Source organism: Pseudomonas sp. p50(2008) (genome assembly GCF_015351605.1).
Classification (GTDB): Bacteria; Pseudomonadota; Gammaproteobacteria; order Pseudomonadales; family Pseudomonadaceae; genus Aquipseudomonas.
On the sequence record NZ_JACMYF010000011.1, the window covers coordinates 109,895 to 123,193 of the forward strand.

Here is a 13,299-nt window from a genome sequence, read left to right on the forward strand (position 1 = left end):
CGTAGACACAGGCAGTTAGTGTTCAACCACACCAACAACCATTGAAAGGACTCACCCCGTGCAACCAACCCTCGACTGGCTCATCCACCACCCGCACCACAGCGACACCTACGCCGCCTGGATCCACCAGCAGTTCCACTATGAATACGCCGAGCAGCCCCTGCCCGACTGGCAACGGGAGTTTGCCTATGGCCAAACCAATGGCGACTGGAAATGCCTGATAGCTCTCGACAACGATCGCCTGCTGGGCGGGGCGGCGCTGGCCAAGGCGGATCTCGCGCACCGGCCGGAGCTCGGGCCATGGCTCGCCTGCGTTTTCGTGACGCCTGAAGCGCGCGGCCAGGGATTGGCGGAAGGTTTGATCGAGGGCATTTGTGCGCAGGCAAAGGCGAATGGCGTGGCGAGGATTTATCTGCACACCCAGGACAAGCGCGACTACTACGCCAAACGCGGGTGGACGGTGCTGGAAAGCTTTGAGGCATGGGAAAAACAACAATGGCTTATGGCGCGGGAGCTGTGAGCCAAGGCTGTCAACGCGATCCCCTGTAGGAGCCGAGCTTGCTCGCGATGGCGGTGTGTCAGCCACAGATGCATCCACTGACACACCGCCATCGCGAGCAAGCTCGGCTCCCACCAATTTATGCTGCGGGTGCTTTTGCCTCTTGCAGCAACTGTTGAATCATCTGTTCCTGTGTCTCATAGCGACCTTCCCCAAAGTGGGTGTATCGCACCTGGCCCTTGGCGTCGATCAGGTAGTGCGCCGGCCAGTACTGGTTGTCGAAGTTGCGCCAGATGGCGTAGTTGTTGTCGATCGCTACCGGGTAGGTGATACCGAGTTTTTTTACCTGATCCCTGACGTTATCGATGATGCGTTCGAATCCGTATTCCGGGGTGTGCACGCCGATCACCACCAGGCCCTCCTTCTCGTATTTCTTCGCCCAGTCCTTCACGTACGGCAAGGTGTGCTGGCAGTTGATGCAGTCGTAGGTCCAGAAGTCCACCAGCACCACTTTGCCTTTCAAGGAGTCGGTGGTCAGTGCAGGCGAGTTGAGCCATTCCACTGCGCCGGAAAGCGATGGCATGGCGCCTGTGGCGTTATCCATGATCGTGTCGGCCTTGACCTTGCTGACGAAGTAATCGACAACCTTTGGCACCGTTTCCAGCACGCTTTTTTCGACACTAGCGACACCTTCGGACGAGGTGCCCGCCAGCAATGTTTTGTCCGCGCCGGTGGAGATCACTGCGGCAGCGGCAAGCACGGCCACACCGGCACCTCGGCGTAGCCAGCCCGTCACTGGAATCGACGCTTTGAGGCGGTTAACCAGGCCGCGACCGGCAAAGATCAACGCTCCCAACGACAATGCGCTGCCCAAGCCGTAGGCCACCAGCAGCAGACTGGTGCCGGCGTTGGCGCCTTGCAGCATGGCGCCGGTGAGAATCACTCCGAGTATCGGGCCGGCGCAGGGTGCCCACAGCAGGCCGGTCGCAACGCCGATCATGATCGAGCCCAGCGGTCCGGACATTTTTCGGGTGTTGGGGTCGAGACGGTTACCCAGCAGCACAAAAGGTCGGGCCAGCCATCCGCCGACGCGGGCGGAAATCAGCGACAGGGCGAACAGCGCCATCACCACGAGTGCCACGTGGCGCCCGGTGTTGTTGGCCTGGATTACCCATTCGCTGCTGACCACCGCCAGGCTGGAGATCAGGGCGAAGGTCAGGACCATGCCGCCGAGGGTCAGCAGGATCGAGGAGCGTGTGCGTTCGACACCGGCAAACAGGAACGGCACGACCGGGAGGATGCAGGGGCTGAGGACGGTCAGAATGCCGCCCAGGAAAGCGATGAGGAACATGGGAGTCACCTTGGAACTGAGCAAGTCGGGTTAACACATTCCCCTGTGGGAGTGAGCCTGCTCGCGATTGCGCCGTGTCAGTCGACATCAACGTTGGCTGATAAGCCGCCATCGCGAGCAAGCTCGCTCCCACAGTGGTCGGTGTGGGCTGCATAAATGAGTCGGGCCTAAGCCGTCTGGCTGTCCAGCAATTGCCCCTGAGGTGTCCGGCTCCCGCCATTTTCAGCCACCATCTGGCCTTGCGGCGTACGGCTCGAACCGTCTGCGGCGACCATCTGGCCTTGCGGTGTACGACTTGAACCATCTGCGGCCAGCAAGGCGCTACCGCCCTTCTCGGCCACTGGCGTCAGTTGAAAGCAGGTGGCACTGCCACAGGTGTTTTCTTCAACCGACGCGTTGGCGTGAGCTGCCGCGCCGGCGACGGAAAAGGCAATTGCGGTCAAATAGCGGGTGAAGTTGTTCATGGCGTTCTTCCTGTTGAAAAAGGGTAATGGGTGATCGCGAGACTCAGTTGTCTTCCTGGCAGCCGTCAGCAAATTTGCGGTAGTCCAGGACCTTGGTTTTGCCTTGGGAATCCAGGTAGGTCAGTTGGGCATTGACGATCCCGCAGGAAGGCGTGGCGTCCTGCTTCATCGAGATCACTTTCTTGATGTCCAGGTGGGTGCCGTAGGTGTAAGTTTCAGGGGTGACATCGGCTTCGGCACGGGCCGACAGGGTGCAGATGTTCAGGGCGGCAAACAGGCAAGCGGCGTAGATGGCTTTGGTGTTCATGGCGGTTTCCTCAAGGCTTCAATGGGTCAATCGTTCTATTGAGCCGAGGCGGTTTGGTTTGCCTCGATGGAACCCATTAAAAGCGCGTGAGGTATCCCCTCTGTGTCGAAAATTACCGCGGGTAAATCGCTGTGTATCAGGACCGCCTCTTGATACACAGCGATACAAACCCCCTGAAAATCGGGATTTTTACGTCCGCGTGTATCCGTCCACAGGCCGGATACACTGCAATACAAAGGGCAGAAGTCGCGCGCGCGAAGGCTCGATAGACTGCGCGATATTCCCTATTCACAGAGGCCTGGCCCCATGGAACACGTTGATCACATTCTGATCGTCGACGACGACCGCGAGATTCGCGAGCTGGTCGGCAACTACCTGAAGAAGAACGGCCTGCGCACCACCGTCGTCGCCGATGGCCGGCAGATGCGCTCGTTCCTCGAGTCCACGCCGGTGGACCTGATCGTGCTCGACATCATGATGCCGGGCGACGACGGCCTGACGCTGTGCCGCGAATTGCGCGCCGGTAAACACAAGGCCACTCCGGTGCTGATGCTCACCGCCCGCAACGATGAAACCGACCGCATCATTGGTCTGGAAATGGGCGCCGACGATTACCTGGTCAAACCGTTCGCCGCCCGTGAGTTGCTCGCGCGAATCAGCGCCGTGCTGCGCCGCACGCGAATGCTGCCGCCGAACCTGGTGGTGACTGAAAGTGGTCGCCTGCTGGCCTTCGGACGCTGGCGCCTGGACACCTCGGCCCGGCATCTGCTGGATGAGGACGGCACCATGGTCGCGCTCAGTGGCGCGGAGTACCGCTTGCTTCGGGTGTTCCTCGATCATCCCCAGCGCGTGCTCAACCGGGATCAATTGCTGAACCTGACCCAGGGCCGCGACGCCGACCTGTTCGACCGCTCCATCGACTTGCTGGTCAGCCGCTTGCGCCAGCGCCTGCTGGACGATGCCCGCGAACCGGCCTACATCAAGACCGTGCGCAGTGAAGGCTATGTGTTTTCCCTGCCGGTTGAAATCATCGGGGCACCCGCATGAGCCTGTCGATGCGTTGGCCCCGTACCCTAGCCTCGCGACTCTCGCTGATCTTTCTGATCGGGTTGATCCTGGCGCAGGGGCTGTCTTTTGGTGTGCAGTACTACGAGCGTTATCAGACCGCGAAAACCACCATGCTCGGCAACCTGGAAACCGACGTGTCGACCTCCATCGCGATCCTCGACCGCCTGCCCGCCGACGAGCGTGCCAGCTGGTTGCAACAACTGAATCGGCGCAACTACCAGTACCTGCTCAACGAAGGCTCGACGGGCGAACCGATGCACGACTCGCCGATGGCCATGACCTCGATCAAGGAAGCCATCGGCAAGGATTACCCGATGACTTACAGCGATATTCCCGGCCCGCAAAAACACTTCCAGGTGCACCTGAAGCTGGCGGATGGCAACCCGGTGACCATCGACGTGCGACCGGCGATGGTGCCGTTGTCGCCGTGGCTGCCGATGGTGCTGACAGGCCAACTGGCGTTGCTGATTTTGTGCACGTGGCTGGCCGTGAGGATCGCCATTCGTCCCCTCACCCGCCTCTCGGAAGCAGTGGAAACCCTCGATCCCAACGCTCGCCCGGTCCATCTGGACGAAAAAGGCCCGACCGAAGTCGCCCATGCAGCCAAGGCGTTCAACGCCATGCAGGCGCGCATCGCGGCCTATCTGAAAGAACGCATGCAGCTGCTGGCAGCCATTTCCCACGACCTGCAAACCCCGATCACGCGGATGAAATTGCGCGCCGAATTCATGGACGATTCCAGCGAGAAGGACAAGCTCTGGAACGACCTCGGCGAGATCGAGCACCTGGTGCGCGAAGGCGTCGCCTATGCGCGCAGCGTGCATGGCGCTACCGAAGAAATCTGCCGGACCAATCTGGATTCGTTCCTCGACAGCCTGGTGTTCGATTATCAGGACATGGGCAAGGACGTGTCACTGGACGGCAAAAGCGCTGCAGTGATCAACACCCGGCCACACGCGCTGCGGCGGGTGCTGGTCAACCTGACGGACAACGCCTTGAAGTTCGCCGGTGCGGCGCAGCTGGAGGTGCAAGCGCAAGCGGATGGCAGCCTGTCGGTGAAAGTCATGGACCGGGGGCCGGGCATCGCCGAGGCAGAACTCGCCCACGTGCTGGAACCGTTCTACCGCGTGGAAAACTCGCGCAATCGCAGCACCGGTGGCACGGGCCTGGGCCTGGCGATTGCCCAGCAACTGGCGCTGGCATTGGGTGGGTCGCTGACCTTGAGTAATCGTGAAGGGGGTGGATTGTGTGCGGAGCTTCGGCTCCCGACGGGTCAGTGATCCTCACACCCCCTGTAGCAGCTGGCGAAGCCTGCGTTCGGCTGCGCAGCAGTCGTAAATCCTGTAGTCGCGGTGCTCCAGATATACCTAACACGCAATTCGACGACTGCTGCGCAGCCGAACGCAGGCTTCGCCAGCTGCTACAGGGGTTATGTGTCGCGGAGAAGGTAGGTGTCAGGTTCGGGATTGTGAGTCGCGGTGAAGGCAGGTATCAGCCCTGGGGTTTCGCGCTACGCCCGCGAACAAACTCGTTGGCCTTGTACGTCAGCTGATCCAGATGTCGATCACGCTGTTTCTCCGCGTCAACCATCGCCCGCTTGCCGTGCAGTTGCAGCAGGTAGGTGTGGATCTGCCGCACCTCCAGCGAACTGTAGATCGGTCCCACATCCAGCAACCCCATCAACCCGTCACTGCTGTGGTCACGGGTGTTCATCAGCACCTGGGTGCCGCGCACACCCACCACCTGAAAGCCCATGGACTCGAACCACGGCACTTTCGCCACGGCGCACGTCAGCTCGGCGTGCGGGTAACGGCCGACCATTTCGCGCAGCATCCGCCGGGCCACACCCTGGCGCCGATGGTTAGCGTGAACCGCCATGTAAGCCACGCCGCACGCCTCGGGATCGTCCTGGATCGGCAGGTACAACAGGAAGCCAATGACCTGTTCCGGATCGTCCTCGTCGGTGGCAACGAGTAACTCCACCGCAATCCCCTTCGCCCCGTTCAGCGCCTCCAGGTACAGATGAACTTCGAAGCCGATCGCGTACTGGTAGACGTTGTACAGCAGGTTGCTCGGGGGGATGGCGATCATGCTGATGTCGGTCAGGTTGTCGACGACCATCTGCAGGATCTGGCTGTTGAAGTGCTCGGGGCACGGGGTTTTGAAATGGGTGATCTGGGGCATTGTGGTGTTGACTCTGGGGCGGGCGTGTTCGCTGGGGGTGCCTATCATAACGCGCTGGGCGTGGGTGGTGGGTCAGCGAGTGTTTTGCCGCCATCAGCCCCCCAGTTGATCGGGGTACATCAGCGGGAGATTAGTCGACTGTCAGGCCGCCATCGCTACCAGTGCGCCATTGATATGACGAGGTTGGCGAGACGGAAACTGCCCGGATTACGGAACAGTCCATCCAGATTGAGCTCTGCAGCAGAGCAAGCGGCAAAAAGCCTGTGATCAATGCTCCGGCGCCACGACCCGAAACTTGATATCGATGTCTTTGGACACCACGGTGTCCGCCCACTCCCCTTCGCCGATCCTGAAGTGGTCGCGCTTGAGCACAAACTCACCGTTGAACAGCCCGATGCCACTCTCGGGCTTCAGCTCAACCATCACCTGCACTTCGCGGGTCATGCCCCTCAACGTCAGATTGCCTTCGACGGCATAGCGGTTATCGCCCAGGTCAGTCACCTGGGTCGACTCGAAAATACCTTGGGGAAAGTCAGCGGTGTTGAACCAGGCAGGCTTCTGCAATTCGGTATTGGCGTCTTCGCTACCCGCGTCGATGCTGGCCATGTCGATGACCAGTTTGGTGTGCGCTGCGGCCAGGTTGGCGGTGTCGAAATCCAGGGTGGCTTCGAATTTGCCAAACGTGCCGTACATCTCTGAGCCCATCTGGTTGAACGTGAAACTGATCTGGCTCGCGGTGGGGTTTACGCGGGTGTATTCGGTGGCGCCGGCGAGCGGCGTCATGCCCAGCATCAGAGCCATTGCCCAGGCGAAGGAACGCGGGAAGCGAGAGATCATGTGATTCTCCGGCCGGGGCTCTACTGATCGATTCAAGGCCGTGCAGATCAGCACGGCAACAGGTGGACTAAAGCAAAGAACGGCGGGTTATGCCACTCGAAGCGCAGACTTCCGACCACCTGTCGGGGGGCGTTTTGGGGGCCGCTTCGCTGCCCAGCGCGAGCAAACTCGCTCGCTCGCCACAGGTTGGGTGACAGACCCGAACTACGCACGCGGCTGCCAGGCGCGTTGCAGCAGCCTGATCACTTCTGCATCGGGTGTCTGGGAAAAATCCATGTACCAATGGCCGATCGACGTGAACCACTCGGGGGTGATCGGGCAGATCAGTTCGTCTACCTCGCGGCGCAGCGCTTCGGCGGTCTCCACCGGCGCCACGGGCACGGCGACGACAATGCGCGACGGCGACTGCGTCCGCACCGCGTGGATCGCCGCCCTCATCGAGGCGCCGGTGGCCAGGCCATCGTCGATCAGGATCACGGCTTGACCCTTGAGTTGTACGGGTGCGCGCGTTCCCCGGTAAGCCTGCTCACGGCGCAGCAACTCCCGGGTTTCCCGAGCGACCACGGCCGCGAATGCCGCCCGGTCAATCGGGTGAAACTGCAAGGCATGATCGTTGAGAATCTGAATACCGCCGCTGGCAATGGCCCCCATGGCGAGCTCTGGCTGGGTCGGCACCCCGAGCTTGCGCACCAGCATCAGGTCGAGGCGAAGGTTGAGGGCCGTGGCCACCTCGTACGCAACCGGAACACCGCCTCGGGGTAAGGCGAGGACGATGACATCGGGCCTGTCCGCGTAATGGCGCAGCGGTTCTGTCAGGCGTCTGCCGGCCGCTGCCCGGTCCTGCAAAATGAGTGGCGATGAGGGACTCACTTGAACACCTCCCCAGGCGATCACGCCTGTCGGTTCACCTCATGGGGTCACGCTGGATTGTCGATCCGAAAAGAGTCGACATCAACCTCAGCGCTACACCAACCGTTCAATCTTGCGATGCTTCCAGACGAAGGTGTAGTAGGTCGTCTGCAACACCAGCATCCCCAGATACGCCACTGGAAACGCCATCCACACCCCTTGCAAACCGAACTGCGCATCGAGCAGATACGCCACCGGCAACTGCACCAGCAGCACGCACACAATCGAAATCGCCATCGGCACCAGCACCGTACCGCTGGCGCGCATGATGCCGCCGATGATCGCCTGGAAGCCGAACACCAACAGGCTCCAGAGCATGATGTGCAGCAAGTGCTCGGCCATCACCTGGGTCGCATCTTCGGTGAGGAACAAGCCCAGCAACCAGTGCGATAACAGATAACCCAGCAGCACCAAACCACCGGTCAGGCACACGTTGATCCAGAGCCCGGTGCGCAGGATCGGCCCCAGGCGTTCAACGCGCCCTGCCCCGATGGCCTGAGCGCCGAGGATCGATGCGGTGATCGCAATCGACAAGGCCGGAAACTGCACGTAATTGACGATCTGCGTCACCGCCCCATAAGCCGCCGTCGCCTGGGAACCGTGCTGATTCACCAACGCCAGAATCACCAGTTCCGATAGCGACAGCACCACCATCTGCAAGCCCGTCGGCAGGCCGATGCGCAGCACCTTGCCAAGAATCACCCGATCCAGGCGCATCGCCGCAAACATCTCCCGGTCCGGGGCCAATGGATGCCTCCTGGAAATCAACCGCCACGCCAACCAGCCCATCGCCGCCAGGTTACCCGCCAACCCGGCATAGGCCGCACTCTGAATCCCCATCGGCGGCAACCCCAGCCACCCGCGTATCAGCGCCGGCGTCAGCGCCAACCCGATACAGGTCGATACCAGCAAGGCCACCAACGGCGACAACGTATCGCTCACCCCACGCAGCAACTGGGTGAACAGCACGTAGACCAACAGCGAGGGCATGATCCACATCATCACGTGGGCGTAGGCCACGGCATCGTCCAGCACGTCCACCGGCGTGCCCAAACCCTGCAAGGCCGGTCGCGCAAACACACTGCCAAGCACCGCAGCGGTCAGGCCGATCATGGCGCCCAGCAACAGCGTGGTGCCGGCGATGGCTTTGACCATGTGCAGCTCCCGCGCGCCCCAGGCCTGGCCGATCAGCACGCTCGCGCCGGCGCCAAGGCCGATGACCAGGGCGATGAAGAAGAAGACGATGGGAAACATGCCCGACACTGCGGCGAGCGCCTGGGTACCGAGCATTTGGCCGATGTAGATGCTGTTGATCGTGCCCGACATGGATTGCAGGAAATTGGAGAGCACCATGGGGGCGAGGAAAAGCAGGTAGGTTTTCCAGAGGGGCTGGGTTTGCATTGGATGGGAGGTCCGTCTCGACTGCGAGGTGGTGGTTCTGAAGGATAGCCTTTGGGCTGGGGGCAATGGAAACTAACGCAGTTGATGCCAATGCCAATCGGCCAAGCCACAGAAATCCGGCTCAGGACACAGGCATTGAGCTTTTCAGACGATCAACGGTAGACGTCGGGGTTCGGAAGTTTTCCAGCACCAGCACGCTTCCGTTCGACAGCTGCCACTCGAAGAAATCCGAAAAGTCCTCTTTCTCCAATGCGCGAATGACCTTCGCCACGAAGCCATGGGCGACCAGCACGACGGTTTCTGTGGAATGCCGGGCGGCCAGTTCAATGAGGCCGTCTCTGACGCGACTCACGACTTCGGCAATCGACTCTCCCCCTGTCGGTGCGGCATCCCACTGACGGGTGATGTTCTGCGACCACAGTTGCGGGTACTGATCTCGGGCTTCGGTCTGGGTCAACCCTTCGAAAACCCCAACGTTGCGTTCCGCGAAGCAGTCCAGGGTCTGCAGCGGGATGTTCAGGCCTGCGCTCAGGATCTCGGCTGTTTGTTGGGCCCTGAGACGGGGGGACACGACGATGGCATCGATGGTTTCGGGCAATTGAGTCGTGAGTGCCTGGGCTTGTTGCCGGCCCCGTTCGGTGAGTGGCGCATCGAGCGTGCCAAGGTAGCGCTTCTCGATGTTGGCCAGGGTTTCTCCGTGGCGTATGACGTGTAAATACATGAAATCCATCTCGGGTTGTCAGGGGGTGGATGATATCAACTGCAAGCTGGGTGGTAGCTGTAACAGATCAAAAGATCGCAGCCTCGTTCCACTCGACAGCTCCAGGGGTGTGAGCAGTTCGGATGACCATTGCTGGCATCGATAGTTACCATCACTCCAATGAAGTTCTCATAAAAATTCCGGGGCGTAACATCGCATCCATACCAACCAATAACACCCCGGAGCACACCATCATGAAACGCCAGACCCTCCTCAGCATCGCTTTTTCGGTTTTCGCAGTGAATGCATTTGCCGCCACTTCAACTCAGCCGGTTGTCGCGGAAGGTGGTTCGGATCGTTTGATCGAACGCCGCGTAGCCGAAGGTGGTTCGGATCGTCTGATCGAACGCCGTGTGGCCGAAGGTGGTTCGGATCGTCTGATCGAACGCCGCGTAGCTGAAGGTGGTTCGGATCGCCTGATCGAACGCCGTGTGGCCGAAGGTGGTTCGGATCGCCTGATCGAACGCCGTGTGGCCGAAGGTGGTTCCGATCGTCTGATCGAACGCCGTGTGGCTGAAGGTGGTTCCGATCGTCTGATCGAACGCCGCGTGGCTGAAGGTGGTTCGGATCGTCTGATCGCAAGCCGCGCCGTATGATGTACCGCTCTACGTCAGCACTCAACGAGAAGCCCGGCCTTATCAGCCGGGCTTTTTTGTGGGTGAAACATTCAATCGCCACTTAATGCCGCGGCCGCACCTGTGATACATAACAGTTGAGTCGTAAATTCTGCGCTTAAGAGGTTTTTGCCAATGCTCCTCTGCCCTTCCTTTTCGAAGCTTGTAACCGGTGTCGTTGCCGGTTTTTTTGTGTGTGCTGCCCACGCCCATACGCTCCCTCCAGCACCTGCCAGTCTGCAACCGCTGTTGGTGACGATGAACGAGCGGCTGAACCTCGCTGACCTCGTCGCGCTGAGCAAATGGGACACTCACCTGCCGACTCAGGACAGTGCGCGGGAGGCGCAGGTCATTGCCAACGCCAGAAAGCAGGCGACTGACCGCAAGCTGGACCCGGATGAAGTCGCGGAATTGATTGCCGCGCAGATTGAAGCCAGCAAGCTGGTTCAGTACGGGTTGCTCGCCCACTGGCAAGCGGCCGGCAAAGCGCCTGATACACCAAGGCCCGACCTTGCCAAACAGATCAGGCCCCAACTGGATGAGTTGCAAAAAAGACTATTGCAGCACTACGCGGCCTTCGCGCCTTATCGCAAAGACCCGAGCTGCGCAGACTGGCTGGCAAAGGCACGGTCGGGGCTGATCAAGGATACGTTGCACGGTCAGGCGCTGATTCGTGCGACGGGGGATTTGTGTATGACGGATCAGTGATGAGTTTCGCACCCATTGTTGAGACACCACTTAACCTGTAGCAGCTGGCGAAGCCTGCGTTCGGCTGTGGTGTGGCGAGGGGATTTAGCGAAACGTCGCACCGCCCCGTTGGGTCGCGCAGCGGCCCCCAAATCTTTACGACTGCTGCGCAGCCGAACGGGGATAAATCCCCTCGCCACACCACAGCCGAACGCAGGCTTCGCCAGCGGCTACAAGGGACGAGTTTCGCTGGAGATCTTTTGATCTTCGCTCGTCGAATTACTTCCCCTGAAACGTCTGCAGGTACGCCAGCACATCCTCGACCTTTTGCGGATCGCTGAGCCCCCAGAAAATCATCCGGGTCCCCGGGACTACTTTCTTGGGGGCTTCGAGGTAGGCGGCGAGTGTTTCGGGGGTCCAGACGATGCCGGCTGATTTCATCGCGTCCGAGTACTGATAGTCCGTTGTACTGCCGGACTGGCGTCCGAAGATGTTGTTGAGCTGCGGACCAAAGGACGCTCGCGCGGACTCGCCGACCTGATGGCAGCCGCCGCATATCCGGCTAAAGAGTTTCTGCCCTGCCTCAGCATCGCCGGCCGCCTGTGCCTGCACGGTGATCAGTGCTGCGCCGAGCATCAAGGCGAGTACAGCGGTGTTCTTCATTTTCACTCCAAATCAGCCAAACATGACACTGAACCTGTGGCGTGCAGACGCGCGCCTCGCCACAGGTTACTCATCGCTCGCCGTTTCTGCTAACTGACTCGCTCGCGAAGGTGTCACTCGATCAACCTTTTATGCCCACCCAGGTGAAGCACAACGGCAACTGGGCCTTCTGCTGCTCATACTGGTCATACAGTTCTTCGCGGTTGGAGTGCGGGTATTCCTTGAAGTGACTGATACGCAACCCGGCATCAAGGGCGCCGCTGAACATGGCGCCCAGTGTGTGCACGAACCAGTAAGACGCAGGTGCCTGCTGTTCGACTTTGCCTTCGTAGACGATGGGCTGGGTTTGCACGAAGGGTTCGCTGCGAAAGTACGAACTGTCCGGGCGGTACGGATCATTTGCTTCGGGGTCGAACATTTCCAGGAACGGGTGGGTTTCGTAGATCACCAATGCGCCACCGGGTTTGAGGATCTGCGCGACATGGCGGAAGAATTCAGCGATGTCCGGCATCCAGTTCAAAACCCCGATCGTGATCAGCGCCAGGTCGAATTGTTCGTGTAGTTCGGTGGGCAGGTGATGGATGTCGGCTTCGATAAACTTCGCCGAATGGGGTGAACGGGAGGCCAGTTCCCGCGCCTGATCGAGAAAGGCTTGCGACTGATCGATGCCGACAACGCTGCGGGCACCTAATGCGAACAGTGAAAGGCTTTCCCGGCCATTGTTGCAGCCCACTTGCACGGCGTCTTTACCGGCCACGCCGACCTGTTCCAACACTGCGCGCAAGGTGTCGTCGATGCAGCTGAAATCGCTGTGCGTGACAGCCTCGAGCAATGCCGGCCATTCAGGGGAATCCTTGTGATGACGGGCAGAGTCGTTCCACGCATCGCGGTTGCTGGCGATGGCTGTTTCGTTGGTCGGCATTTCCATTGCAGGCTCCAGAACTCGGGTCTCGATTGAAGGCCACGAGTGTAGGTGAGCGTTCTGGAAATACCCATTCGGGTTTGTTGGAATGTTGTAAAGGGTGGGCTGCACATCACTGCTGCCGGGAGGAACGCGTGCTCCTGCACAGCTCCAACAGGAAACGCGTGCGCTGACAGTCAGGATAGCCACCCGCCAGCTATAGTTAATGACCTTGGGGAAACGCAGCAAAACCGGTTACGCAGGTGCAGCCATGAAAACAAGCAAACTGACGTTTACGTTAGCGTTCTGCCTCATCACCGCCCAGGGCGTTCAGGCCGATGACAGTCTGATGCAAACCGACACCTCCAACAGTGAGCTTCACTACTACGGCGCGGACCAGCCTTTCGCTCACCCCTCCCCGCCGTCTATAAGCACGATACCGCCGGGGGCCTACATCCCGGCGTCACCGCAAACCTTCATCCCGATTTCCAGCCAGCACACGTTCTCCGACTCGCGCCTGCCGACGATCGCCGACGCCACCGTTCGCGTGTTCATCCGCTCCTACGACCCGGAACGCGGTGTCTACGTGAACGAAGAAGTTCAGGACCCCACCTGCCTGCTCGCCTGCCGCAGCCGGGGACCGTCGTTGTGACC

16 protein-coding genes are annotated in these 13,299 nt (G+C 60.3%); 6 read left to right on the forward strand and 10 right to left on the reverse strand.

Translation table 11 applies throughout. From position 1 onward, the window contains the following. Positions 1-58: 58 nt before the first annotated feature. Complete coding sequence (locus H7698_RS27550; protein WP_194693482.1) at positions 59-520, forward strand: GNAT family N-acetyltransferase; 462 nt, start codon at positions 59-61, stop codon at positions 518-520. A 118-nt stretch (positions 521-638) separates the two neighbouring features. Here the strand turns inward: H7698_RS27550 and H7698_RS27555 are convergent, their stop codons facing one another. The 3 genes from H7698_RS27555 to H7698_RS27565 form a co-directional block, all read right to left on the reverse strand. Continuing rightward, on the reverse strand, positions 639-1,850 hold the full coding sequence (locus tag H7698_RS27555) for a cytochrome c biogenesis protein DipZ (protein WP_194693483.1): 1,212 nt from the start codon (positions 1,848-1,850) through the stop codon (positions 639-641). 167 nt (positions 1,851-2,017) lie between these two features. Further along, positions 2,018-2,314, reverse strand: coding sequence for a hypothetical protein (locus H7698_RS27560; protein ID WP_194693484.1), 297 nt, complete (start codon positions 2,312-2,314; stop codon positions 2,018-2,020). Positions 2,315-2,357: 43 nt separating this feature from the next. Then, entirely contained in the window at positions 2,358-2,621 is a 264-nt protein-coding gene (locus tag H7698_RS27565; RefSeq protein ID WP_162439512.1) for a DUF2790 domain-containing protein, read from the reverse strand. A gap of 306 nt (positions 2,622-2,927) precedes the next feature. On the opposite strand from H7698_RS27565, the gene H7698_RS27570 reads away from it, so the two are divergent. Together H7698_RS27570 and H7698_RS27575 are read left to right on the forward strand one after the other, a co-directional pair. After that, entirely contained in the window at positions 2,928-3,668 is a 741-nt protein-coding gene (locus H7698_RS27570) for a response regulator (protein ID WP_162439511.1), read from the forward strand. Further along, on the forward strand, positions 3,665-4,969 hold the full coding sequence (locus H7698_RS27575; RefSeq protein WP_194693485.1) for an ATP-binding protein: 1,305 nt from the start codon (positions 3,665-3,667) through the stop codon (positions 4,967-4,969). The genes H7698_RS27570 and H7698_RS27575 overlap by 4 nt, the downstream gene beginning before the upstream one ends. 211 nt (positions 4,970-5,180) lie before the next feature. On the opposite strand, the gene H7698_RS27580 is transcribed toward H7698_RS27575, so the two are convergent. The 5 genes from H7698_RS27580 to H7698_RS27600 all read right to left on the reverse strand — a co-directional run bounded on the left by H7698_RS27580 (position 5,181) and on the right by H7698_RS27600 (position 9,741). Further along, positions 5,181-5,873, reverse strand: a complete 693-nt coding sequence (locus tag H7698_RS27580; RefSeq protein ID WP_194693486.1) for a GNAT family N-acetyltransferase — start codon at positions 5,871-5,873, stop codon at positions 5,181-5,183. A 267-nt stretch (positions 5,874-6,140) separates the two neighbouring features. Then, positions 6,141-6,710, reverse strand: coding sequence for a YceI family protein (locus tag H7698_RS27585; RefSeq protein ID WP_194693487.1), 570 nt, complete (start codon positions 6,708-6,710; stop codon positions 6,141-6,143). 204 nt (positions 6,711-6,914) lie between these two features. Next, the gene (locus tag H7698_RS27590; RefSeq protein ID WP_194693488.1) at positions 6,915-7,580 is read right to left on the reverse strand and encodes a phosphoribosyltransferase; all 666 of its coding nucleotides are present in this window, start codon (positions 7,578-7,580) and stop codon (positions 6,915-6,917) included. Positions 7,581-7,673: 93 nt separating this feature from the next. Then, entirely contained in the window at positions 7,674-9,020 is a 1,347-nt protein-coding gene (locus H7698_RS27595; RefSeq protein ID WP_194693489.1) for an MATE family efflux transporter, read from the reverse strand. A 121-nt stretch (positions 9,021-9,141) separates the two neighbouring features. After that, on the reverse strand, positions 9,142-9,741 hold the full coding sequence (locus H7698_RS27600) for a histidine phosphatase family protein (RefSeq protein ID WP_194693490.1): 600 nt from the start codon (positions 9,739-9,741) through the stop codon (positions 9,142-9,144). A gap of 233 nt (positions 9,742-9,974) precedes the next feature. Here H7698_RS27600 and H7698_RS27605 point away from each other — a divergent pair, with 233 nt between their 5' ends. Then, positions 9,975-10,376 carry a hypothetical protein gene (locus tag H7698_RS27605; protein WP_194693491.1) on the forward strand — a complete coding sequence of 134 codons (402 nt, stop codon included), beginning with the start codon at positions 9,975-9,977 and terminating at the stop codon, positions 10,374-10,376. 153 nt (positions 10,377-10,529) lie between these two features. Continuing rightward, the gene (locus H7698_RS27610; RefSeq protein WP_194693492.1) at positions 10,530-11,102 is read left to right on the forward strand and encodes a chorismate mutase; all 573 of its coding nucleotides are present in this window, start codon (positions 10,530-10,532) and stop codon (positions 11,100-11,102) included. A gap of 258 nt (positions 11,103-11,360) precedes the next feature. On the opposite strand, the gene H7698_RS27615 is transcribed toward H7698_RS27610, so the two are convergent. Continuing rightward, entirely contained in the window at positions 11,361-11,744 is a 384-nt protein-coding gene (locus tag H7698_RS27615; protein ID WP_194693493.1) for a c-type cytochrome, read from the reverse strand. Between the two features lie 121 nt (positions 11,745-11,865). After that, positions 11,866-12,672, reverse strand: coding sequence for a class I SAM-dependent methyltransferase (locus H7698_RS27620; RefSeq protein WP_194693494.1), 807 nt, complete (start codon positions 12,670-12,672; stop codon positions 11,866-11,868). Between the two features lie 244 nt (positions 12,673-12,916). On the opposite strand from H7698_RS27620, the gene H7698_RS27625 reads away from it, so the two are divergent. Then, positions 12,917-13,297: a hypothetical protein gene (locus tag H7698_RS27625; protein ID WP_194693495.1), complete on the forward strand. Its 381-nt coding sequence runs from the start codon at positions 12,917-12,919 to the stop codon at positions 13,295-13,297. Positions 13,298-13,299: the final 2 nt, after the last annotated feature.